Raw genomic sequence first — 20601 nt, 5'->3', positions numbered from 1 at the left:
TCAGCAGGCAGGTTGCGGGCATCCATCGACGCCTGCATCCGCATTGCTTCAAAGAGTCCGCAGCAGAATGATTTGTTAAAAAAATATTCAAATCAACTGGCAGAATTATTTATCGTTTCGGAGGTAATCCTTGAGGAGTGGAATAAGATTGCTTCCGATGCCAAGAGCGCGGAGCTTGCTATTGTTGCAGAAAAACCTTCTGGAAGCAAGTGCGTGCGCTGCTGGCTTTGGTCTGAAACCACAGGAACGCACCCTGATCATCCGGGGTTGTGCGATAAATGCTACGAGGCGGTAACAGATGAATAAACGTGATCTTCAAAAATTCGCCCGAAGACTTCTCGAGGAAAAGATAAGACTCTTAAGAGAAATAGGAGTAGAAGAAAAAGCCCTGGAAGAATTGGCAAAGGAAGCTTCAGGAGATCTTTCGAGTTTTGCTTTTCACATGGCAGATCAGTCCGGCGAGACGTACAGAAGAGAATTAAAAGCTAGCTTGACTTCGGAACAAACGCAGATACTTAAAGCAATCGACCTTGCTCTGAAGCGCATTCACGACGGCACATTCGGTGTATGCACAAGATGCGGAGAAAAAATAGAAAAGGACAGACTGGATTATCTACCCTACGCTATGCACTGCATCAAGTGCCAGCGTCTCGTAGAAAGCAGCTGAATTCCTTCTCCAAAGAAGATAAGAGAGAGCGGTAACCCCTTACGATCAAGGTCACGCTATCTTCCATTTCCAACCTCTTTACGACATCTCCCGCTTCATAGAATCTGTTTTCCCATTGCGGTAACGAATGCGGGATAGTTACCTTTACTTCAAGAAAAACCCCAGCAGACAACTCCTTAATTCTTTCTTTTAAAATGTCTAACCCTTCTTTTTTAAGAGCAGAAACGAAAACCGAATTCTCGTACTTCCTCGAATATTTTTCTTTTACCTGTTCGTCAAAAAACAAATCACTTTTATTGAATACCATTATTTTAAGTGCATAAGTAGCTCCCAACTCCTCAAGGTGCTGTTCAACAACATCAATCTTTTCTGTCATCTTGCGATCGCTTGCATCTACCACGTGCAGTATGATATCGGCCTCGGCAATCTCACTCAAAGTCGCCCTGAAGCTCGCAACAAGCTGCGCTGGAAGGTTTTTAATGAAGCCTACGGTATCAGTAAGAACAACATGCACGTTTTCCAGCAACTCGAAGGAGCGTGTCGCCGAATCAAGCGTTGAAAAAAGCATAGAGGATACTGGAGTCGAATCTCCAGCAAGAGCGTTAAGAAGGGTAGACTTCCCGGCATTTGTATATCCTGCCATAGCTATTCTAAGCAGACGCTTTCTGCGTCTGCGTTGAACGCTTCGCTCTTTTTCTATGCTTATTAGTTCGCGTTTCAGGCGGGTTATTCGTTCCTTGATTCGTCTTCTGTCGCTCTCAAGCTTCGTTTCTCCTGGACCGCGAGTGCCTATACCTACGGCTCTTCCTCCCAATGCTCCAGACCTGCCTCCTAATCTGGACATCTCGCGACCCCAGCCTATCAGTTTAGTATAGTTGTATTCGAGTTGAGCGAGTTCGACCTGTGTCTTCGCTTCAGCGCTTTGAGCGTGAAGGGCAAAGATATCAAGTATAAGCGCCGTCCTGTCTATTGTCCTTCGTCCGAGTTCCTCCTCGATCACGCGAAGCTGCACGGGCGTTAGTGCATTATCAAAAATAACAAGATCGATCTTGAGCTGTACTGCAATCGCTTTTATATATTGAAGTTTTCCCTTGCCAACGAACGTTCTCGAATCAGGTTTGTCTCTGATTTGCAGAATCTTCTCTATGACCTCTCCGCCTGCCGTAACAGTTAAAGCTGCAAGCTCTTCGAGATTATCTATTGCCTCCCAGCGTTCGCGGTTGCCCATTGCTACGGCGACAAGAAGAATCCTTTCAGCTAACTTTTTTTCTCGTAAGGACATATACAAACCTGTGAACTGCTGTAAATGATGTGCCCACAAGCAATAACCTTAATACCCACTCCATGTAATCGGGAATAATCACAAGAGCAATTCCAAGTATTGTTACTCTCAACGGCCGGTCGAAAATCCCGACCTTGCATTCTATTCCAATGCCCTCAGCTCTTGCTCGAATGTAACTGACCGCCAGACTCGAAAAAAGGAGTGCAAAAAGGAACACCTTATCCAGTCTTGAGAGATTCAAAAACAAAAAAAACCCCAGGAAAACTGTAAACTCCGAGAATCTATCCAGCACTGAATCAAGAAAGGCGCCTTTTTTTGATTCGCTTCCCTGCAGGCGGGCAACCTCTCCATCAAGAGTATCCCAGAGAGCGGCAAAAAGCACAAATCCTCCTGCTACCCTCATCCATCCTCTGTACATGAGGATGAATGAGAGAAGAGTCAAAAGCATACCCATCAAGGATATAGCCCATGGGGGTGTTCCTCTTTTCGCAAAGAAATTAACAAGAGGTGAAACAAGCCGGCGAAAAGTCTTATATACCTTATCTTGTATTACCTGATACCAGGACAACAAATTCTCCTTTTAACGTAATCCCTTTGATTGTATCCTCGAATTCGCCAAGCTCGAACCTGGTCACTTCCTCAAACATCTTTGTCATCTCTCTGGCAAGGACTATCTTTCTTTCTGGACCAAGGCATGTTAGAAGGTCTATAAGTGTTTCAGAGAGTCTTCTCGCGGTTTCGTAGATGATTATTGTCCCTCTTTCTTCCTTGAATGATTTAATTTCTTTTTGCCTTCTGCCGGAGCGTTTAGGCAGAAATCCTATGAAAAGAAACCTATCTGTAGGCAGACCGGAAACGACAAGAGCAGAGAGCATTGCAGAAGCGCCCGGAACAGGAGTTACAGGGATTCCCTGGGATACCGCAGCTCTGACAAGGTAGAAACCTGGATCTGAAATTCCAGGAGTGCCTGCATCCGAGATTAATGCAAGAGTTTCGCCGCGATTGAGTCTAGCCAAAAGCTGCGGGGTTCTTGACTCCTTGTTTAAGTCATTGAACGAAATCAAGGGTTTGTGAATGTCGTAGTGCGCAATAAGACCCATCGAATGGCGAGTATCTTCGCAGATTACGGCATTGACGGATTTAAGAGTCTCTATAGCCCTCAGGCTGATGTCTTTGAGATTTCCTATAGGTGTGCTTACCACGTATAATTTGCCGCGTGTGATCAAAAGATTTGTTCTTTGATAAATTCGAAAAATTTGAGATTGTTCAATGCAAAGCGGTAATCTTGCAGCGCCTTGCGGAAAACAGTAATGTGCCTACCCCCGGAGATGGTCGAAAGGGACTCTGCCAGCATATTAAAGAATCCTGCAAAACCCCTAACAAGGGTATCAGTGTCTACTTTTGGTTCCGCCGATATTTTAGCTTCATCTGAGATTGAGACTTCGTTAAAAAAGCCGTATTCTTTCGCTATCCCCTTGAGTGAAATCTCTGCAATCTTTTTAACAATATTCCTGCCAAGAATCGCTGAAAACTCTTCAAGAACCCTGTTTGCCGATGTAATAAGAAGCTCAATTTGTGCTGATGTAGCATACGCGGCTTCCTCAGGAATCTGACGCAGCATTTTAATCGTTAATTCTGCCGCTCCTTCATTAACGTAACGGATGAATTCATCGCGGGTCTTGCCGCCAGAGGCAAGGTAAACCAAAGTAATCTCGCCTTCATTCATCAATGCATATGATTTTTCGCTCCGTCGAGTCACTACCAGTATCCCCGAGAAATGCTGGACGGAAAGATCCCTCAAAAGATTCGCAGGAGGAACGGATTTTCCATCGACTTCGCGCACTACCTGTTCGTCCTTAAGCCCTGATGAGATCATTGCCAAAAGCTGATCGTCCACAAATGCGATATTCACTATGGACGACTCTGTGTGTTTAATCTTCTCTTCAACGTCCTTAAGACTGACTTCTGCTGTAGGTCTGTTGTTTGCCGTTCGTAAGATTTTTGAAAGCTCTCCGCGCTGTATCAGGAGAATATCGAAAGCATCCGGGTAATCGATTGTTATGTAGAAGGAACGCTTATACGCTCTGTCTCTCTTGGCGATATGCAATACACCTTCTAAGTCAACAAACTCCGCTCGGAGCGAAAAGAGAATCAGTTTCTCTTTAGGAAATTTCATTTCTCCTCTTTTTCAAAAACAAGCTTTCCGTCTGACAATTCTATTTTGTAAACCGCGCCTTGTGTTTCACTAATAATAAGCCTGGAAAGAGGATTTGCAACCAGTTTCTCAATCGCTCTCTTCAGTGGCCTTGCCCCGAAACGAGGATCGAAACCTTCCCTTGAAAGAAGTTCTTTAACCTCATCTGCAACCTCAATCCTTATATTTTGTCCCAATAGTCGTTGAGAAAGCCGCGAAAGCTGGAGTTCGACTATCCGGCGCATGTGTTCAATAGAAAGAGGTTTAAATACAATGACCTCGTCTATCCTGTTCAGAAATTCCGGTCTGAAATTTGAGGAAAGATGATGATCAAGTTCTTCCTTGCTTAGAGCCCCGCCTGAATCGATTATCTCTTGCGACGCAATGTTTGAGGTCATTATTACGACCGTGCTTTTGAAGTCAACAGTCCGGCCTTGCCCGTCGGTAAGCCGACCGTCATCAAGGAGCTGAAGGAGGATATTGAATACGGAGGGGTGCGCCTTCTCTATCTCATCGAGTAGTATAACCTGATAGGGCCTTCGACGCACGGCCTCAGTCAACTGCCCGCCTTCTTCGTAGCCGACGTACCCGGGAGGCGCCCCAACGAAACGTGCGACCGAGTGTTTCTCGGAATACTCGCTCATATCAATTCTGAGAAGGGCTGCCTCGTCGTCAAACAAAAACCACGCAAGACTTCTGGCAAGCTCCGTTTTACCTACTCCTGTCGGCCCGAGGAACAAAAAAGAAGCGGTCGGTTTATCGGGATCAGCTAGCCCTGACCTTCCGCGTCTTACGGCGTCGGAGACCAGATTAACTGCCTCATCTTGATTAATAAGGCGTTCGTGAATCCGTGATTCCATATTTAAAAGCTTGTCTCTTTCTCCCTCCAGCATGCTTGCTACTGGTATTCCTGTCCAGCGAGAGATGGTCTCTGCAATATGCTTCGCCTCAAGTGTATCCTCAATTCCCTTATCTTTGAAGTAGGCGTCTCTTTCCCGAATATATTCCTCCTGTATCCTATCAGCCTCCTTCTTGAGCTTGGCAGCGCGAGCATAATCCTGAATTCTTACAGCCTCCTGCCCCTCGCGTGTCAACTCAGCAAGACTGCGCTCCTTATCACGAATTGCCGAAGGAAGCGAGAACTTTTCGAGTTTGAGATGTGCGGCAGTCTCATCTATCAAATCTATCGCCTTGTCCGGAAGATGACGACCGGTAATGTATCGTGCCGAAAGCCGCGCTGCCGCTTCAAGGGCCGCTTCGGAGATAGCAACTCCGTGATGAGCTTCGTACCGGTCGGCGAGCCGTTTGAGGATTTCTATGGTCTCCTCTATTGTCGGTTCGTCGACATATACAGGTTGAAAACGACGCTCAAGAGCTCCGTCTTTTTCTATATTCTCCCGATATTCCTTAAGGGTAGTGGCGCCAACACACTGAATCTCGCCCCTGGAAAGAGCAGGCTTAAGAAGATTTGAAGCGTCGAGCGCTCCTTCCGCTGCACCTGCACCGACAATCGTATGCATCTCGTCTATAAAAAGAATGATGTTTACACGGTTAAGCTTCAATTCGGCAAGAACAGCCTTGAGTCTTTCTTCGAATTCACCTCTGAACTTTGTTCCCGCAACAAGCTGACCCATATCAAGCGCAAGAACCTTTGAGTTTCGCAGAACTTCAGGCACGTCGCCGGAGACGATTTTTTGTGCAAGACCTTCCACAATAGCTGTTTTGCCAACCCCTGGTTCGCCGATAAGCGCAGGGTTATTCTTTGTACGGCGCGAAAGAATCTCAATCACGCGCCTTATTTCGTCATCCCTGCCTATCACCGGATCAAGCTTGCCTTCTTTCGCAAGCGCTGTAAGATCACGGGTGTATTTTTTCAGCGACTGATAGTGATTCTCAGCATCAGGGGAATCCACTCGCTGACTACCCCTGATCTTCTGGAGGGCTTTGTATACTTTTTCGGTAGTTATGCCGAAGTCGGAAAGTAGCTTAGCCGATAAGCCTTCTCTTTCTTCAGTAAGTGCTAAAAAAAGATGTTCGGTACCAATGTATTCATCCTTCAGACGCAAAGCCTCCTGTGAAGCTCTGTCCAGCACACGCTTAAGTCGCGGTGAGAGATATACTTGTTCGGTACCACCCGCAGCCCCAAGCACTTTTGGAAGCCTGTCCAGCTCTCGTTCAAGCCGCTCGATAAAATGCTCCGAGGCTATGCCCATTTCTGAAAACAGCTGCGGGACAACGCCCTCTGCTTGCGTAAGCAGTCCATATAAAAGATGTTGAGTATCAAACTCGGTGTGCTGGAATCGCGACAGCGACTCCTGGGCAAGTGACAGCGCTTCCTGCGCCCTTTGGGTAAATTTATCTAATCTCATGTTAGTAAATAGTTTAGCACATTAATTGCCGTTTGTCAATATGACTCATCGCGATTATTCGTGTTACCTTTAGCAAAATTATTGACACAAAACCAGGTCAGGTTTGACAAAACGCGGTCCAGTTTGAGTCTGACAATACGCTCAGGATTAAAGGAATGCGGTCAGGAATCATGGTCAAAAGCTGGTCAAAAGATGGACAAATAGCCGCTGGAAGCGGCATTGGCCGAAGTAGCGCTGGTAGCGCATGCATTCGGCTCGAAGCCTACAGCTTCGGCAGATCGATTGAAGTCGATATTGAAGGAACTAAGCCTTGTTTCAAGAGTTCGTTTGCGGGGCAGAAAATTTCTGAGATGATTAGTCAGGATTGATGGTTTGCGATCAGGCTTGGAGAAATCCTTCAGACTCCTGATCCCGCCGGTCTTCGACTACCCCCCTTCATAAGTGGGGCCATTAACTTTCTTCTGCTATCATAATAGAACCAGACTATTGCCTTGTCTCCTTTATTAAGGGAGGTGGCCGACACCCGAAGGGCCGGTCGGAGGGATCAAGCCACCAGGGATGGCATGGGTCGAAGCTGTAGCTTCGGCAAAATATTATGAGTTAGAGGTAGCGGCTGGAAGCCGCATACACGGAAGTCGCTTCCGTAATCGGAGGAACTACTTTGTTGCACTGACCTCATTCCACAAATCCCGCCATGTTGGGTTAGCGAATTCCACCAATTCTATCTTCCTTCGCCGCGTCCCAGCCTTTATCTGCTTTTCTCTTTCAATCGCCGATTTCGGATCGGAAAAGATTTCAAAGTAGACGAGCCTATCGAGTTTGTATTTTTTAGTGAAGCCTTCCACGAGTTTTTCCTTGTGTTCATAGACTCTACGGATAAGATTATTAGTCACTCCTGTATAGAAAACATTGCGGTAGTTATTGGTCATGATGTAGACGTAGTATTGCATTGCCTTATCTTTTAGCCACCACTTTCTTTCTTAGTCATCGCGAGGGAGCGGCTGGAAGCCGCATGGGCGGAAGCTACCCACCTGCGGTGGCTGAGCTTCCGCAGCTGCGACCGTGGCGATCTCCTGGCACTATTTCTGAACATGTGGCAATCACCCGTGTTTTTTGACTTTCTGCCGGGAGATGGTTCTCTGCGCTCACCCTTCGGAGCCACGTCCTAACGCCTCCGGCGTTACTCCTCGCAATGACGAATGCTGTGGGGTCCCCCTCCTTGATGTGAGGGGTACGCTCCAGAGGAGCGTTAGAGGGGGCGGTGAAGGCCTTTAACGGTTCCTCTCCCAAAAAAGACTTTCGCGAACTGCCTCTGTATAAGAGGATGGTGGAATGATTATTGCACAGTTACCAAGAGATTCTGCACAAGGATCTCTTAACGGAACCTGAATATCCGAAAGAATAGAATCTCCGAGACATTTGTAACCACCTAATCCATCGTTGACTATTAAACCGTTGCGATCTTCTTTGTATTTTGCTCCAAATCTGCTTTCCTTTAAATAAAAATAAGGAAACCACGAGAAAAAGGAATCCTCTGGAAACCAGTAGAAAACTTGAATCTCCTTTTTTATAGTAGAGGCATTTTTTGCAAGAAGGGGGTAATCATCAAACCAGATTGTATCAAGATCCTTTATTGGGTAATACTTGAATGGATGGTGTCGGTAACGGCTGACCCTTTTACAATTTAAAAGACAGTACTGAATACTATCAGCACTTTTTTTAGCAATCAAATCCCCCTTTAAATATACTATTGCACACGTCGAGTCGAAAGGTTTTTGTATTCCCTTCTTTACAGTATCAGCTTGTATAATTTGTGACTTTTCATTTTTTTTGTTTTGTGAACTTGTTTCAATTTTTTCCCTGACTTGAGTGGGTAATTCTTTTCTGGTTTCGACAAACCTAGTCAATGCAACTTTTGTGTCTGTGTCATCAATTTTCATAATAAGAGAATCGAGGAAGGGATAGTATTGTGAATCAGATTTGTCTATTATTTCCATAATGAGTTGTGCCCTCTGCATATCGTTATTTGCTTGTTGAATCCTTTTTTGAAAAGTTTTCGTTGGTATATCCAACAACCATCCAATCACAACCCCTAAAATCGCGGTAAACAGAGGTAGAATTATCTGTGCCCAGATTGGAAGCCCCTTTTTTCCTTTTCGAGCCATGCCTATATCTTATCCCTCCTCCCCCCTTTTGTCAATCCTTAGTTATGGTTAAATGCGACTTGCAATAGATTTAGGCGATTAGCTTCGTGCCGCCAGAGGCGGCTTGCTGAACTCATACGCCTCCGGCGCTAGTTCAGCCTACGCCCCTCCGGGACTAACTCGCAATGACTACCCAAAATCAAAAAACGTCATTGCGAGGCCTCCTCGGGAGGACGAAGCAATCGTATTAATCAAGGCTCCATCCCGAAAACGCCACGGCCGCCCATGCAGCTATTGACTTTGCGCGACCCAGGCATAGCATAACCCATGAAAAGATTGCTGGCGTTAATCGCTTTAGCGGGCGCTTTCGCGTTGGTCTCTGCCCAGAACAAGGACGAACGCGAGGGCGCGGGCGGAATCATCTTCGGTCCCGGCTTCTCGTTCGCGCTCGGCGCGCCCAAGGAATGGATATTCGACACCGAGCTTGCAACGGCAATAGGCGCGCGCGCGGTCATGTATCCTGCGGGAACCGAGCTTGCAACCACCGACGTGATAATTTACGCAAACGCTTTCCCTCTTGAGGGAAAATCCGTAAACGCCTGGCTTACAGGCGATATCGAAAAGCTCAAGAAGGACTTTCCCGGCGTATCGATTACCGAAGAGAAGAACCTTATGACCGCTGACAGTTTAATTGCGATAGTGCGGGGCTTTGCGCCTGCACAAAGCTCGTACCCGAACTACGAACGCACGGCATACATTATGATAGGGACGAACGTGGCGGTTATCTCGCTCTCGGCTCAGTCGAGCGAAGCGTTCAAGAAATCGGTTTCGGCTTTTGAATACGTAGTGACAGGCTTCCGCAACATCGGCAAGGAACTTCTTCTACAGGGCGAAAAGTAGCTAGAATACACCCTCTCCCGCTGCAGCGGAGATTCGTTTTGCGGGTGTTTAGTGTCCGTTATTATTATTTAACCAGTTGAGCGCCTCATCCTCGGAGTCGAAGAACCGCGCCTCTATATCCTTTCCCTTGTGCTTCATTCCGGCGACAAGAACCTTTATGAGCATCCTTATGTCGGGCTTGGCGTTGACCATCGCGACTCTTTCCTCAACGTATCTCTGCTTTGCCGAGCCTTGTATCAAGAGCTCGCGCGTTCTTTTGTTGTAGAAAGGCTGTGAAGCCTGGGACAAATCGACAATAACGCGGCACTGGTCGCCGCTTTTGTTGTATACCGCTCTCATCCGGGAAAGATACTCGGGAACATCTTCCTCGGTGAATCCTCCTAGAAACTTCTCCCGCAGGACATTGTGTTCCTTATCGAACCATACTTCATGTTTCATGCCTGACTCCAGAGAAGATTAACGATTAACCAATGACCCTACGGTCCATACTATATAATAATATACTCCGTAATACTACGATGTCAACAACGGGCGGGTCTTAAGAATTAAAGGAGATTATTTTTTAAGCCATTCAAGGGCGTCGAATGTATTACTGAAGTAACGGATCTCGAATATCTTAATTCCTTTCATTATATTAAGGAGCACTCCTGCCATTATTCTAAGCGCAGGGTTCGCGCCGAGAACGGCCGCTTTTTGAAAACTAAGCAAGCCCATATTTTCGGCAAAAACCCTTCTGAATTCCTTGCTGTAATGCTGCGGCGCCGCGTCAGACAAGTCGACCAGAACGTATCGCTTCTTCCTGCCTTCAAGCAAGCGATTTATTAGAGAAAAGAACTCAGGGATATCATCCTCAGTCCATTGTTCAAAAAACCTGATCCTTAAGACCTTGTTCTCTTCGTCAAACCAGGTTTTAGGAATCATTACGCTCTCCTTTAGAAATCCGTTTATCCAATAGTTATTATAGCTATTTTTTTTCTGATTACAACCCTTCGTATTATAAAAGCTAAGATAAACTTATCCATAAGCGTATAGCTTTATTTAAACAATAAACAACTTACACGTCTCTATAAAAAGAGACTGGAATGCGACCATCCTCCACTGGTACGGTTATCTCGAATCCCTGGCGCTTTTGTTTTTTATTTCCAGGTTGAGATGAGCAAGCGTCCATTTCAAGCCTTCAGCGAGATTGGACAGTGTTTCCACCGATGAAAGATCGACGCCCAGGTGAACGATGGTCTGCGCAACTTCGGGACGAATGCCTGTTATAACGCACTTGGCGCCCAGGAGTTCTACCGCCGAGACCGTTTTAAGAATGTGGTTGGCTACGGCTGAATCCACGGTGGGTACGCCCGTGATGTCTATTATCGCCACCCTTGACTGGGTCGTTCCGAGTTTTGTCAACAGCTCTTCCGTAAGGCGCTGGGAGCGCCTCGTATCGAGCGTGCCTATGATGGGAATAACCAGCACGCCATCCCACACCTTGATGTTGGGCGTGGAAAGCTCGAGTATCGCAAGCTGCTGCTGTTTAACAAGACCAAGCTGCTCTTCGAGAGCCTGCTGCTTTTGCTCGTTTTCGCCTCGCTCGTATGCAAGCTGCTCTATAAGGAAATTAATCGAGTACTCTACCTGAGTGAATTCATCCTCGGCTTTTTCGTCTACATCGAATGCCACTTCGTAGTCGCCAGTCGTGAGGGCGGCAAGAACTCCAATCATCCGTTCGACCCTTTCGGCTTGTATCTCTATTTTTTTCCCCGGGCTCATTTCAGCTATTCCTTTCTAATTTTTATTTAGCCAGCCATTCGCGGGCTTCTTCTTCGGTTTTCACGAACGTCGAATGATCGACAAACGGCAGCATCTTGATTATTAACCCGCCCATAACGCGCATCTTTGTTGAAGCGCCGAAAACCGCCAATCTGGAAATACGGAATTTGGCACCTCCATCACGCAAGGCTTCACGAGTCTTGGGCAGGAGATCTTCGAGGGTTGAGGCGTCTACCATCACTTTACACTTCTGTTCGGGTTTTATGTACTCAGCCCATTTTACGAACATATCTTTTATATCTTCAGCAGGCGGTTTGACGCGTAAGTATATAACTAAGGTATCGGGAGGTTCAAAGGTGATTATCTCTTTCATGATCTACTCCTGTTATTCATTTAGGAGCCACGCCCGGGCCTGCTCCTCCGTATCGAAGAACTTGGATTTCTTCACGGTCGGCAGCATCTTGAGTATCAAGCCGCCGAGGACCTTGAGTCTTTTCGACGCTCCAAAGAAAGCCATCTTGAGGTATGTAAACGGCATCCTGTGTTTGATGAGCGCCTCCCTTGTTTCAGGCGGGACTTCGGCGAGCTCGGAGACGTCTGCAAGATAATTGATTTCTCTAAGATCGCCGACTAGCTTCATCGCAAGTTCGTTCATCTCGAACAACTCATCCCTAGTCCACTTGCCGCGCACCCTCATAATGAGAAGATTAGGCTTCTCGAATGACATCTCCTGTTTCACGGTTCGCTCCTTTTATTCTTTTACTTCGCCAAGCCACGCGCGCGCCTGGGCTTCGTCTTCAAAGTATCTCGACTTCTTTATAGCAGGCAGCATCTTGAGGATGAGCATACCCAGCACCTTCATCCTGGCATGTTTTGTTAAAAGAGCCATCTTAAGATAGGTGAAAGGCGTACGGTATTTTACGAGATACTCTCTTGTTTTAGGCGGAATAGATTCCAGTTCCGTGCCGTCCAGTAAAAACGTAACCTCTCTCAAATCGCCTGCAAGCTCCATCGCTCTGTCGTTCAAATAAAGAACGTCTTCCGGCTTCCATTCGCCCTTAAGCCTCATGACCAGAAGGTTCGGCGGCTCGAATGTCAGTTCGTGGTTCACAGCCAGCCCCTATTCCTCTTCATTAAGCCAAATCAGAGCATCCGCTTCGTTTTCAAAAAACCGAGACGCCTTTACATTGGGCATTACTTTCAATACCAGAGTTCCCATGACTTTGACCATTGCGCTTGCGCCGACTACTGCTATCTTTTCGCTCTCGGGCAAGGGCTTTTTCACCATCGCCTCTCGCGCCTTGGGAGGTACTCTCTTCAGATCTCTGACATCCATAAGAACGTGCACCTTGTTTACTGTTTTCAACAGATCGAGCATCCTCTCAGTGGTAGATTCGACATCCTCAGGAGTCAGATCTCCTGTGAGTTGTACAATGAGATTTTTGTTTGAATCGAGGTTTACTTGCTGATTCATTTCTCTTCTTTCAGCCAGGCTAGCGCTTCATCCTCGGTCTTGAAGAATTTGGCGATATTGGACGACCCCATTATCGTCAACGCTATCTTTGCAATCATGCGGATGGAGGGGTTGGCCCCGATAATGGCTATCTTTTCGACATCGAGATATTTGGCGTTCTCCTTGAAGGCGTTGCGGGCATCCTTCGAGAGGAGTCCGGAAGGGTTTTGAGAAAGGTCGCCGAGGATATATCGGTGTTCCTTGCCTTCAAAACACTCCGCCACTTTAGGCAGAATCTCGTCGACATCGGCTTTTTCGAGCATGGCAAGGGTTTTGACGTACAGTACGCCTCGCTTCTCGTCAAACCGCATCTCGTAGTTCATTTCTCTCCTTTCAGCCAGGCGAGCGCTTCGTCTCTTGTCTTAAAGAATCCGGTCTCGTTTCTCTTGCCTATGACCGACGAAACTATCTTCGCCGTCATCCGCGTCATCGGACTCGTAACCACCATTGCCATCCGCGCTATGCCCACGTTTCCAGCCTCGGTCTGAAGCAGCCTTCTTGTATCCCTGTCGAGATCGGAAGATAATTTTTCCAAATCCAGCAGGAACGAATAAGGCGCCTTGTCGGCGAAGGAATCACGCATCAGCTTCATGGTTTCCTTCGCTTCTTCAAGCGTGAATTCGTCCTCCACTTCCAACACTACCAGCTTGTTTTCTTCGTCGTAGTAAAGCTTGTGCTTCATTTCTCTCCTTTCAGCCAAACAAGGGCTTCTTCCTGGTCTGCGAAGATTCGCGTCTCGACCTTCTGCTTTACAGTGCCGAGAAATATCTTGGTCATCATGCGTATCACCGGAGAGGTGATAAGGACGGCCGCTCTCGCATTATCATGCAGAAGGGATTGAACCCTTTTGTCAATCGCCGCACGGCTCTTGCGGTCAAGTTTTGCAACCTTCGCCTGGGACATATCAACGAAGGTCAGCATTCTCTGTTCGGGAGTAAACTCGAGGACGCGGTCGCTGACCTCGCTGTAATCCTCGACAGTTATGTCGCCGACGTAGCGGACGAAAAGAACTCCCTCCTTCTCATCGAGCCAGACCTCGTGCTTCATCCTTCGCCCTTCAGCCACGCGACCGCTTCTTCCTCTGTCTTGAAGAAGCGCGTCTGAGACTGCGTTTTCCCTATATGAACAAAAGCTTTTGAGATGATCCTTATGGCCGCCGATGCCCCTATTACAGCCACCCTTGATCCTTCGATAGTGGGAGTGGATTTAGCCAGCATCTCCCTGGTCTCGCGATTCCACATAGGGGTGACTGTCTGTGATATGTCGACCAGTATGCGCTTGAGGTTTTCTTCGGGCATCTTCAGCACCTCTTCGGCGGTCTGTCTGTACTCATCAGGGATAATCTCGCCTATATACTGAATCCGAAGTATCCCTTCCTCCTCATCATACGCTATCTTGTGCTTCATTTCTCTCCTTTCAGCCAGGCTAGCGCTTCGTCTCTTGTCTTAAAGAATCCGCTTTCATTAGTCTTGCCAGAAGCCGATGCAAGTATCTTTGCCGTCATACGGATAACAGGATTTGAAACTACAAGAGCCATTCTCGAAATACCGAGTCTTCCCACTTCATCCTGAAGGTACTTTCTGGCATCCCTGCCGATATTGTTTGATGTATTTGTTAAATCGACAAGCAGAGGGTATGGGGATTTTTCTTCGTAGGAGTCCCGGGTAATCTGAACCGTTTCCTTTGCGTCCTCGTACGTATACTCACCCGCTATTTCGAGCACCAGTACCTTGTTTTCTTCGTCGTAGTAAAGTTTGTGTTTCACTTATCTCCTTTTATCCAGGCCAAGGCATCGGCCTCGCTATCGAAGAACTTCGTCTCCGCTGACCATTTATTGCCTATTACTGCCAAAAGTATCTTCGCCATCATGCGAAGAACGTTATTAGCGCCCAGGATGGCGACCTTGTCGAGGCTAAGCGCTGTAGCCTCTTCGGCTACCATCTTCCTCATTTGTCTGCTGTACGATTGAGGTGCAGCATGCGACAAATCGCCTACGATGTTGCGTTCTTTCCTGCCTTCAAAATGCGCCCTTATGCGCTTAAACAACTCGGGGACGTCATTCTCGTCCCAGACCTCGGTAAAACTGAGATGCAACGCTTCGTTTTTCTCGTCGAACCACATATCAGGAATCATTTTGCTCCTCCTTAAGCCATTTGACGGCTTCATCTTCGGATTTAAAAAAATCAGTATCCTTGAGTTTTCTCATTGTCGCGGCAATGGTCTTGGCGAGCATTCGGGTTATTGCCGAAGTGCCCGTTATCGGGATAAGGCCTCCTTTAATGAGTTCCGGTTTGCCGGCGACAGCGTCTTTTGTTTCCCCGCTCCGCAGAGAACCCTCAAGCCTTGATACGTCCACAAGATAGCTCATCCTTTTCTCCGGGGAAGGGAGTTGATGAAATTCTTAAGTGAGGCGTATTTTTCGACGTTCAACTCCCCGATGAAGCGTATCCGCACGATATTGTTGACCTCGTCGTAGCCGAACTCGGGTGTCACTTTGCTCCCTTGAGCCAGACTAGGGCTTCCTCTTCGGTCTTGAAGAATTTGGCGATATCGGATTTACCCATTATGGTCAAGGCAATCTTTGCAATCATGCGGATGGAAGGGTTGGCTCCGATAATGGCTATCTTATCCACTTGAAGATTTTCTGCATTTTCCTTAAAAGCCGTGCGCGCGTCCTTCGTCAAAAGACCGGACGGGTTTTGGGCAAGATCTCCGAGGATATAACGGTGCTCCTTGCCAGCTAACATTTCCGCCACTTCGGGGATAATATCTTCTACATCGGCTCTTTCGAGCATGGCAAGCGTCTTTACGTACAGGACGCCGTTTTTTTCGTCAAACCACATCTCGTAGTTCATTTTTCTTGCTTCAGCCATTCCAACGATTCCTCTTCGGTCTTGAAAAAACCCGCCTTGAAGTCTTTACCCATCGTGGCAACCACTATCTTACTGATCATACGCAGGGCCGGATTTGTGACAATCATTGCCATCCTCGAAATCCTGAATCTCTTCGGCAGGTCCTGCATCAACCTGCGTACATCCTTTTCGAGTTTTGGAGGCATCTCTCTCGTATCAATAAGGGCCCGGACATCTTCAAGACCTTTTACAAGGTTTTCCATCTTTTCGACGGCTTCGACACCGTCCTCGTAATTGAAAATCCCCCTTGCCCTGAAAAAAATTATGCCGCTTTCTTTGTCAAGGTATAGCTCGTGCTTCATTTTCTTATCTTTCTCCTTTCAGCCATGCCAGGGCTTCTTCCTTTGTCTTAAAAAAATGCGCAATCTCTGACTTTCCGGTAACGGCAATAGCAATCCTTGCGACCATGCGTAATGCAGGTGTTGCTCCGAATATTGCCGATTTATCGGCTTCCATTAAATTGATCATTTCCCTGTATGTGTCCCTCATCTCTCTGGTCATAATACTAGCGCCGAACTGCGGACTTTCCGACATATCAACCAGAACATAACGGCGCTTTCTGCCCTCAAGCAGTTTCTGATAGCGGGGAATCAGTTCGCGCAGTGCTTCGTCGTCCATCAACCCCAGTATCTTAAGATAAAGGATGTCGTTCTCATCGTCAAAAGAAACGATGAATTTATCCATTATTTTATTTTCCTTTCAACCACGATAATGCTTCTTCCTCGGTTTTGAAGTATTTCGTGGAATCAATCTTGCCTGCAATGGTAAAAATAATCTTCGACATCATTCTTGTCATGGAGTCTGCCCCAAACACGGCTACGCGGTCCAATCCAACTTTTTCCCCTGCACCCATGAATATCCTTCGCGTCTCTTTATCCATCCTGGAGGCGGAAACTCTTGATGAATCGTCCAGAAGCAATTTGGGTGATTTGCCTTCAAGGAGGGTCCCGAGCACGTCTATCATTTCCCGGGCATCATCCGCGTAGATTACGTCGTAATGGATAATCACTGCGACGCCTTTTTCCTCATCGAAAAAAACCTTGTGTCTTACCTGACCGGTTTCTGAAATTATTTCTCTCATCATTAATCTCCTTTCAACCAGTGAATGGCTTCCTCTTCAGTTCTGAAAAAAGCTGAACCTCGGGCGTTTCTCATGGTAGCAATCACTATCTTACCGACTATCCTGATAGCAGGGTTAGTAACTATCATAGCGAATTTCTGCATCTTCATTCGCTTCGAAAGATCCTGCATCAACTTTCGAACATCCTTGTCGAGCTTGGGCGCTGCTTCTCTCATATCAGCCATCACCAGGATAGTTTTTTTGTCTTTTCCAAGCTCATCCATCTTATCCACAGTTTCCATAGCATCCTGGAGGTTGAATTCGCCTTTTACCCTCATGACTATGATGTCGTTTCTCTCGTCGAAACTGATTTCATGCTTCATTTCACACCTTTCAGCCAGCCAAGGGCTTCTTCCTCTTTCTTGAAGGTCGATATCTCTTCGTCCTTTCTTCCTCTTATACCAGCAAGCGTCGCTTTAACGAGCATCCTGACCACAGGGTTTTCAATGACGAATGCTGTCCTGTCAAGTGTTTTAAGGTATTCTTCGTATTCGCTGAATGCCTTGCGAGCCTGTCTGCTCATGCTGGTCTGATTGTTTCTGGAAAGGTTGACCAGTATCTTGCGCTCTGTCTTGTCTTCCAGCGTCTTTTTAATATCCGACCACATTGAATGAACATCTTGGGCAGAGTCAAGATGCATTATGTCGACGCGAAGGATTCCTGCCTTCTCGTCGTATCTGACTTCAAAAGAACCTGCGTCGCTCATACGACACCTCCTTCAACCATTCAGTGCTTTCCGAACACATGGTTGAAGTTATAAGTGCTCGATTCATCATTCCTGCTTCAACCAGGCAAGAGCCCTGGCTTTATCCTTGAAAAAATCTTTTTCATGCGAGCTCTTCGACAGGGCAACCACCACTCGCGCTATCATCCTGCTCGTCGGTCTCGTGATGACGAAGGCTATCCTTGCAGAGCGCTTCGCCTTGAGCTTCTCGCTCAGGAGCCTGCGCGCCTCGGCAGACAGGTTGCCGTTCGACTGGCTTAGGTCTATGAGCAATCTGTAGTAATCCTTGCCCTCGAACTGTTTATCGAGTATCTCGAACGTGCAGTCCACGTCTGACGACTGGAACTCGCCAATAACATCCACGCACATCGCATTGGCGTCTTCGTTGAAGCAGGTCTTGTGTTCCATTATGACTCCTCTCCTTTAAGCCATTCCAAAGCCTCCTCCTCCAGATTAAAGAACCTGACCTCCGGAAGCTCCGGGTTTAAGGTTCTTGCAGCGGCCAAGAGCATCTTTGCCATCATCCTGAGCACGGGCGAAGCGCCCGTTATTGCGGCTTTTTCGATTTCCACGTTTTTTGCTGTCCGGGCTACCGACTGGCGGAACTCCTTCGTGTAGGATTGGAAGGAGCCTTGAGATAAATCACAGATAACGATGCGTTTTTCCCGCTCATCAAGCAAGCTGTTCATCATGGAGACCGCCTCGGCAAATTCCCTGCCCGAACCCCACTGACCTTTGAGATTCAGCCTTACCATACCTATCTTTTCATCGTAAAATGTTTCGTATGCCATTCAGCTTCCTTTTTAAAATCCTTCACATCCGGCAGTCACACCCGATGACTTGAGATTTTCAGTGCAGACGCTTCCTGGAAAGTTCACAATAATCATTGACGTTTTATCCATTCCAGGGCCTCTTCATATGATTTTACGAACTTTGCCGTCATGGTCATTCCCAGTGAGCTGAGAACGACTCTTGCAAGCATTCTTATGACCGGCGAGGTGACTATCACTGCTGCGCAATCGAGCGCAAGACTCCTTGCGTACTCCTTGTAGACCTCCCTCACTTCCTTCCCTATCTTTTCAAACGCCTCCGCGTTTGAAAGATCCATAATCCCTTTGGTTGCTTTTTTTTCTTTCAGTATCTCCTTGATCCCGTTCATCAATGCCTCCGCTTCCTCTTTTTCAAGCGCAGCCGTAACATTAGCCATCACAAGCTGATTTTCACTATCGAACCATACCTTGTATTTCATTTCATTCTCCATATCGGGACTTTCCGTCCCGGAAGCTTACGATTATTTATTGCCGCTTTCTTTATCTCTATCTTTCTTATCAACGAGATGCAACCATTCTCTAGGATACTCATCCGATTTATCGGTCATTTCTTCGATTTCAGCCACTTAAGGGCCTCGGTTTCAGATTTAACGAACTTCGCCGTGCCCGATTGCCCGAGCGCAGTAAGGGCAACCCTTGCAATCATCCTGAGTACCGGAGAATCCACGATAACGGCCGCTCGGTCCAACGATAATCTCTTAGCATGTTCCTTATACACTTCTCGCGTTTCCTTGCTGACTTTTTTAATGCTACCGGCATTTGAAAGGTCCATGATTCCGAGCCGGGTACCATTTTTTAAAAGCTCCGCTTCTATCTTCATCATCATGTCTCCCGCGTCTTCCTTGGTTAAAGACTCAAGAACCTCAGCTCTTACAAGATGATTCGCGGCATCGTACCAAACCTTGTATCTCATTTCTTTCTCCTTCTTTCAACCGCACTCCTGCGCATTCCGTACCTTTATTTCTCAATCGACTCGCAAAGCGCTCATCGAATTCGGCAATCTCACACTCCCCTTCGGTTCGTGGATATTCATTTCAGATCCGCTACCTGTCGAAAAGAATTCAGAACAGCAGGCTTCGTGAAACACGTACTATCCTTCAAGCTTAAGATTCCCTTTCATATCTCATTCACGGCTTCTCTTTCAGCCAGCGAAGCGCCTCATCCTCGGTCTTGAAGAATCTGGTTGTCTTGCTCAGACCTATCGCCGCCAGAACGATCTTAGCCGACATGCGTACAAGCGTATCAGCTCCAACTACCGCAGCCTTGTCCCACGTCAAATCTTTTGACAGCTCCCGCATTCTTACCCTCTCCTCTTTCGTCGCCATTACCCTGTCGTTTTCTCTGACGTCTGCAAGAAGAAGCTTCTTATCCATATTCAAAAAGAGCTTCTTGAGTTCTTCCATGCTTTTATCGAGTTCTTGCATCGTGAATGATCCTTTAGTTTTAGCTCTCACTACGCCGAGTTGCTTATCTAGTTCTATCATGGGTTTCATATCATTTTATCCTTTCAGCCAGCGGAGAGCTTCCTCCTCGGTCTTGAATATCTTTGAGTTACTCATGCTTGAAGTCGCAATCTTGCCTATAATCCTCAGCGCAGGATGCGTGACTACCATCGCAAACTTTTTTACTGCATCCTCTTGCGACTGTTTTTTGAGCATCGTTCGCACCTCCTTATCAAGACTTGGCGTAGCTTCCGAGAGATCCACAAGAACGTTGAAGGAGCCTCTCTCCTTCAAGGTCTTATCGATAAATTCGGAGCATCGGACGGCGTCGTCCATTGCAAAATCGCCCCTTACTCTCAAAACTATCATGTCATTTTCTTCATCAAAGAATAGTTCGTGGTTCATCTTTTCCTTTCAAACGTTGCAGGGTTTTTCTTTATAGATGTCCGACCTCTGGGGGTGAGTATTTCGTCGTGATTCACTTTTTCATCAAGACAAAACTCATGACGGCTAACATGATTTTTTCCTGGATTACAACTTCCTTTTTTTAATGAAAAAAACCGTATTAGAGATACCGAGGCATCTCCACCTCTGTTAGGGAGTCTCTTATTATTACGCCGCTCGTCCCACAACCACAACCTGTATCTCATATTTTTAGCTCCTCAGAATTACACCATCGGTAATATCAAACTCAATTACCTAATAATAGTATAAATATTAACGCTGTCAAGTGGAAAACTGGA

37 protein-coding genes are annotated in these 20601 nt (G+C 46.8%); 4 read left to right on the top strand and 33 right to left on the bottom strand.

Annotation, left to right across the window (positions count from 1 at the left end; genetic code table 11):
- Positions 1–306: hypothetical protein (locus tag GX441_03690; GenBank protein ID NLI97747.1), on the top strand; the 306-nt coding region annotated here is incomplete at its 5' end.
- A complete protein-coding gene (locus GX441_03685; GenBank protein NLI97746.1) occupies positions 299–667 on the top strand; it encodes a TraR/DksA family transcriptional regulator in 369 nt (122 codons plus the stop codon). The genes GX441_03690 and GX441_03685, both read left to right, overlap by 8 nt.
- On the opposite strand, the gene hflX is transcribed toward GX441_03685, so the two are convergent.
- From hflX to GX441_03660, 5 genes are read right to left on the bottom strand one after another with little or no spacing between them, the layout of a single operon-like run.
- The gene (gene hflX, locus GX441_03680; GenBank protein ID NLI97745.1) at positions 636–1949 is read right to left on the bottom strand and encodes a GTPase HflX; all 1314 of its coding nucleotides are present in this window, start codon (positions 1947–1949) and stop codon (positions 636–638) included. The genes GX441_03685 and hflX overlap by 32 nt on opposite strands.
- Positions 1921–2517, bottom strand: coding sequence for a CDP-alcohol phosphatidyltransferase family protein (locus GX441_03675; GenBank protein ID NLI97744.1), 597 nt, complete (start codon positions 2515–2517; stop codon positions 1921–1923). Before GX441_03675 ends, hflX begins: the two co-directional genes overlap by 29 nt.
- Positions 2489–3151, bottom strand: a complete 663-nt coding sequence (rsmI, locus tag GX441_03670) for a 16S rRNA (cytidine(1402)-2'-O)-methyltransferase (GenBank protein NLI97743.1) — start codon at positions 3149–3151, stop codon at positions 2489–2491. Before rsmI ends, GX441_03675 begins: the two co-directional genes overlap by 29 nt.
- 20 nt (positions 3152–3171) lie before the next feature.
- Positions 3172–4125 carry a hypothetical protein gene (locus GX441_03665; protein ID NLI97742.1) on the bottom strand — a complete coding sequence of 318 codons (954 nt, stop codon included), beginning with the start codon at positions 4123–4125 and terminating at the stop codon, positions 3172–3174.
- Entirely contained in the window at positions 4122–6512 is a 2391-nt protein-coding gene (locus tag GX441_03660) for an AAA domain-containing protein (GenBank protein NLI97741.1), read from the bottom strand. The genes GX441_03665 and GX441_03660 overlap by 4 nt, the downstream gene beginning before the upstream one ends.
- Before the next feature lie 155 nt (positions 6513–6667).
- Between GX441_03660 and GX441_03655 the strand changes: the two genes are divergently transcribed.
- Entirely contained in the window at positions 6668–6880 is a 213-nt protein-coding gene (locus tag GX441_03655) for a hypothetical protein (GenBank protein NLI97740.1), read from the top strand.
- 288 nt (positions 6881–7168) lie between these two features.
- Here GX441_03655 and GX441_03650 read toward each other — a convergent pair whose 3' ends face one another.
- Both GX441_03650 and GX441_03645 read right to left on the bottom strand, forming a co-directional pair.
- Positions 7169–7462 (bottom strand): GIY-YIG nuclease family protein, encoded by a 294-nt coding sequence (locus GX441_03650; GenBank protein ID NLI97739.1) that lies wholly within the window; start codon positions 7460–7462, stop codon positions 7169–7171.
- Positions 7463–7783: 321 nt separating this feature from the next.
- Positions 7784–8677, bottom strand: a complete 894-nt coding sequence (locus GX441_03645; protein ID NLI97738.1) for a hypothetical protein — start codon at positions 8675–8677, stop codon at positions 7784–7786.
- A gap of 306 nt (positions 8678–8983) precedes the next feature.
- Here GX441_03645 and GX441_03640 point away from each other — a divergent pair, with 306 nt between their 5' ends.
- Entirely contained in the window at positions 8984–9556 is a 573-nt protein-coding gene (locus tag GX441_03640) for a hypothetical protein (protein NLI97737.1), read from the top strand.
- Between the two features lie 48 nt (positions 9557–9604).
- On the opposite strand, the gene GX441_03635 is transcribed toward GX441_03640, so the two are convergent.
- The 26 genes from GX441_03635 to GX441_03510 all read right to left on the bottom strand — a co-directional run bounded on the left by GX441_03635 (position 9605) and on the right by GX441_03510 (position 20263).
- A complete protein-coding gene (locus tag GX441_03635) occupies positions 9605–9994 on the bottom strand; it encodes an STAS/SEC14 domain-containing protein (GenBank protein NLI97736.1) in 390 nt (129 codons plus the stop codon).
- A gap of 117 nt (positions 9995–10111) precedes the next feature.
- Positions 10112–10477, bottom strand: a complete 366-nt coding sequence (locus GX441_03630; GenBank protein ID NLI97735.1) for an STAS/SEC14 domain-containing protein — start codon at positions 10475–10477, stop codon at positions 10112–10114.
- A gap of 186 nt (positions 10478–10663) precedes the next feature.
- Positions 10664–11317 (bottom strand): STAS domain-containing protein, encoded by a 654-nt coding sequence (locus tag GX441_03625; protein NLI97734.1) that lies wholly within the window; start codon positions 11315–11317, stop codon positions 10664–10666.
- Between the two features lie 22 nt (positions 11318–11339).
- A complete protein-coding gene (locus GX441_03620; protein ID NLI97733.1) occupies positions 11340–11690 on the bottom strand; it encodes an STAS/SEC14 domain-containing protein in 351 nt (116 codons plus the stop codon).
- A 12-nt stretch (positions 11691–11702) separates the two neighbouring features.
- Positions 11703–12056: an STAS/SEC14 domain-containing protein gene (locus GX441_03615; GenBank protein NLI97732.1), complete on the bottom strand. Its 354-nt coding sequence runs from the start codon at positions 12054–12056 to the stop codon at positions 11703–11705.
- Positions 12057–12068: 12 nt separating this feature from the next.
- Positions 12069–12428, bottom strand: a complete 360-nt coding sequence (locus GX441_03610) for a hypothetical protein (protein ID NLI97731.1) — start codon at positions 12426–12428, stop codon at positions 12069–12071.
- Between the two features lie 9 nt (positions 12429–12437).
- Positions 12438–12791 carry an STAS/SEC14 domain-containing protein gene (locus tag GX441_03605; GenBank protein NLI97730.1) on the bottom strand — a complete coding sequence of 118 codons (354 nt, stop codon included), beginning with the start codon at positions 12789–12791 and terminating at the stop codon, positions 12438–12440.
- Positions 12788–13153: an STAS/SEC14 domain-containing protein gene (locus tag GX441_03600; GenBank protein NLI97729.1), complete on the bottom strand. Its 366-nt coding sequence runs from the start codon at positions 13151–13153 to the stop codon at positions 12788–12790. The genes GX441_03605 and GX441_03600 overlap by 4 nt, the downstream gene beginning before the upstream one ends.
- Complete coding sequence (locus GX441_03595) at positions 13150–13512, bottom strand: STAS/SEC14 domain-containing protein (GenBank protein NLI97728.1); 363 nt, start codon at positions 13510–13512, stop codon at positions 13150–13152. The genes GX441_03600 and GX441_03595 overlap by 4 nt, the downstream gene beginning before the upstream one ends.
- Positions 13509–13895 carry an STAS/SEC14 domain-containing protein gene (locus tag GX441_03590; GenBank protein ID NLI97727.1) on the bottom strand — a complete coding sequence of 129 codons (387 nt, stop codon included), beginning with the start codon at positions 13893–13895 and terminating at the stop codon, positions 13509–13511. The genes GX441_03595 and GX441_03590 overlap by 4 nt, the downstream gene beginning before the upstream one ends.
- Complete coding sequence (locus GX441_03585; GenBank protein ID NLI97726.1) at positions 13874–14236, bottom strand: STAS/SEC14 domain-containing protein; 363 nt, start codon at positions 14234–14236, stop codon at positions 13874–13876. Before GX441_03585 ends, GX441_03590 begins: the two co-directional genes overlap by 22 nt.
- Positions 14233–14595, bottom strand: a complete 363-nt coding sequence (locus GX441_03580) for an STAS/SEC14 domain-containing protein (GenBank protein ID NLI97725.1) — start codon at positions 14593–14595, stop codon at positions 14233–14235. The genes GX441_03585 and GX441_03580 overlap by 4 nt, the downstream gene beginning before the upstream one ends.
- Positions 14592–14963 carry an STAS/SEC14 domain-containing protein gene (locus GX441_03575; GenBank protein NLI97724.1) on the bottom strand — a complete coding sequence of 124 codons (372 nt, stop codon included), beginning with the start codon at positions 14961–14963 and terminating at the stop codon, positions 14592–14594. Before GX441_03575 ends, GX441_03580 begins: the two co-directional genes overlap by 4 nt.
- Positions 14953–15198 (bottom strand): hypothetical protein, encoded by a 246-nt coding sequence (locus GX441_03570; GenBank protein NLI97723.1) that lies wholly within the window; start codon positions 15196–15198, stop codon positions 14953–14955. Before GX441_03570 ends, GX441_03575 begins: the two co-directional genes overlap by 11 nt.
- Before the next feature lie 121 nt (positions 15199–15319).
- Positions 15320–15703: an STAS/SEC14 domain-containing protein gene (locus tag GX441_03565; GenBank protein NLI97722.1), complete on the bottom strand. Its 384-nt coding sequence runs from the start codon at positions 15701–15703 to the stop codon at positions 15320–15322.
- Entirely contained in the window at positions 15682–16044 is a 363-nt protein-coding gene (locus tag GX441_03560; protein NLI97721.1) for an STAS/SEC14 domain-containing protein, read from the bottom strand. The genes GX441_03565 and GX441_03560 overlap by 22 nt, the downstream gene beginning before the upstream one ends.
- Before the next feature lie 4 nt (positions 16045–16048).
- Positions 16049–16426, bottom strand: a complete 378-nt coding sequence (locus GX441_03555; GenBank protein ID NLI97720.1) for an STAS/SEC14 domain-containing protein — start codon at positions 16424–16426, stop codon at positions 16049–16051.
- A gap of 4 nt (positions 16427–16430) precedes the next feature.
- A complete protein-coding gene (locus tag GX441_03550) occupies positions 16431–16826 on the bottom strand; it encodes an STAS/SEC14 domain-containing protein (protein NLI97719.1) in 396 nt (131 codons plus the stop codon).
- The gene (locus tag GX441_03545; GenBank protein ID NLI97718.1) at positions 16826–17185 is read right to left on the bottom strand and encodes an STAS/SEC14 domain-containing protein; all 360 of its coding nucleotides are present in this window, start codon (positions 17183–17185) and stop codon (positions 16826–16828) included. Before GX441_03545 ends, GX441_03550 begins: the two co-directional genes overlap by 1 nt.
- Positions 17182–17568, bottom strand: coding sequence for a hypothetical protein (locus GX441_03540; protein NLI97717.1), 387 nt, complete (start codon positions 17566–17568; stop codon positions 17182–17184). Before GX441_03540 ends, GX441_03545 begins: the two co-directional genes overlap by 4 nt.
- A gap of 66 nt (positions 17569–17634) precedes the next feature.
- Complete coding sequence (locus GX441_03535; protein NLI97716.1) at positions 17635–17994, bottom strand: STAS/SEC14 domain-containing protein; 360 nt, start codon at positions 17992–17994, stop codon at positions 17635–17637.
- Positions 17994–18377, bottom strand: coding sequence for a hypothetical protein (locus GX441_03530; protein NLI97715.1), 384 nt, complete (start codon positions 18375–18377; stop codon positions 17994–17996). The genes GX441_03535 and GX441_03530 overlap by 1 nt, the downstream gene beginning before the upstream one ends.
- A 92-nt stretch (positions 18378–18469) precedes the next feature.
- On the bottom strand, positions 18470–18835 hold the full coding sequence (locus GX441_03525) for a hypothetical protein (protein NLI97714.1): 366 nt from the start codon (positions 18833–18835) through the stop codon (positions 18470–18472).
- A gap of 125 nt (positions 18836–18960) precedes the next feature.
- Positions 18961–19329 (bottom strand): hypothetical protein, encoded by a 369-nt coding sequence (locus tag GX441_03520; GenBank protein ID NLI97713.1) that lies wholly within the window; start codon positions 19327–19329, stop codon positions 18961–18963.
- A 214-nt stretch (positions 19330–19543) separates the two neighbouring features.
- Positions 19544–19909, bottom strand: a complete 366-nt coding sequence (locus GX441_03515; protein NLI97712.1) for an STAS/SEC14 domain-containing protein — start codon at positions 19907–19909, stop codon at positions 19544–19546.
- Positions 19910–19915: 6 nt separating this feature from the next.
- Positions 19916–20263 (bottom strand): STAS/SEC14 domain-containing protein, encoded by a 348-nt coding sequence (locus GX441_03510; protein NLI97711.1) that lies wholly within the window; start codon positions 20261–20263, stop codon positions 19916–19918.
- Positions 20264–20601 lie beyond the last annotated feature (338 nt).

It is taken from the genome of bacterium (assembly GCA_012517375.1).
Taxonomy (GTDB): Bacteria; Hydrothermota; Tepidihabitantia; order B3-TA06; family B3-TA06; genus JAAYVC01.
Note: the sequence above shows the minus strand (reverse complement) of the source record. Positions and strands in the feature narration are given on the sequence as shown.